Origin of the sequence: Psychrobacter sp. 78a-MNA-CIBAN-0178, assembly GCF_040309625.1 — a bacterium.
Lineage (GTDB): Bacteria > Pseudomonadota > Gammaproteobacteria > Pseudomonadales > Moraxellaceae > Psychrobacter > Psychrobacter okhotskensis.
Genome location: NZ_JBEOOZ010000120.1, coordinates 1 through 276 on the forward strand (window position 1 = coordinate 1; position 276 = coordinate 276).

Annotated in this window: 1 protein-coding gene; it reads right to left on the bottom strand. The window is 43.5% G+C overall.

All coding sequences use genetic code 11. The annotated features are described in order from the left end of the window. On the bottom strand, positions 1-276 hold a 276-nt coding region (locus AAEY80_RS14500), incomplete at both ends, for a hypothetical protein (protein WP_350588571.1).

The following is a 276-nucleotide window of genomic DNA, read 5'->3' on the forward strand; positions in this document are numbered from 1 at the left end:
CTGCATTGCCTCGTCGCCTTTGCGGCCAAATGCCGATTTTTTATCGTCCTCACTACTATTAACCCGACTATCTTCTAGGCTTTGATCTAGCGACGCTAAATACTGCTGCATTTGCTGCGTGTCTTTAGCGCCAATGGTTGACATATCGAGTGCAAAATCAATGTCGTTTTTCCCACCTACTGCTTTAAACACAAGTGCTTGCTGATTTGATGCTTCATCAATGGAATAACTTAAATCAAGCGTATTCTGGGCAGTATCAAGCGCATCATTTTGCGT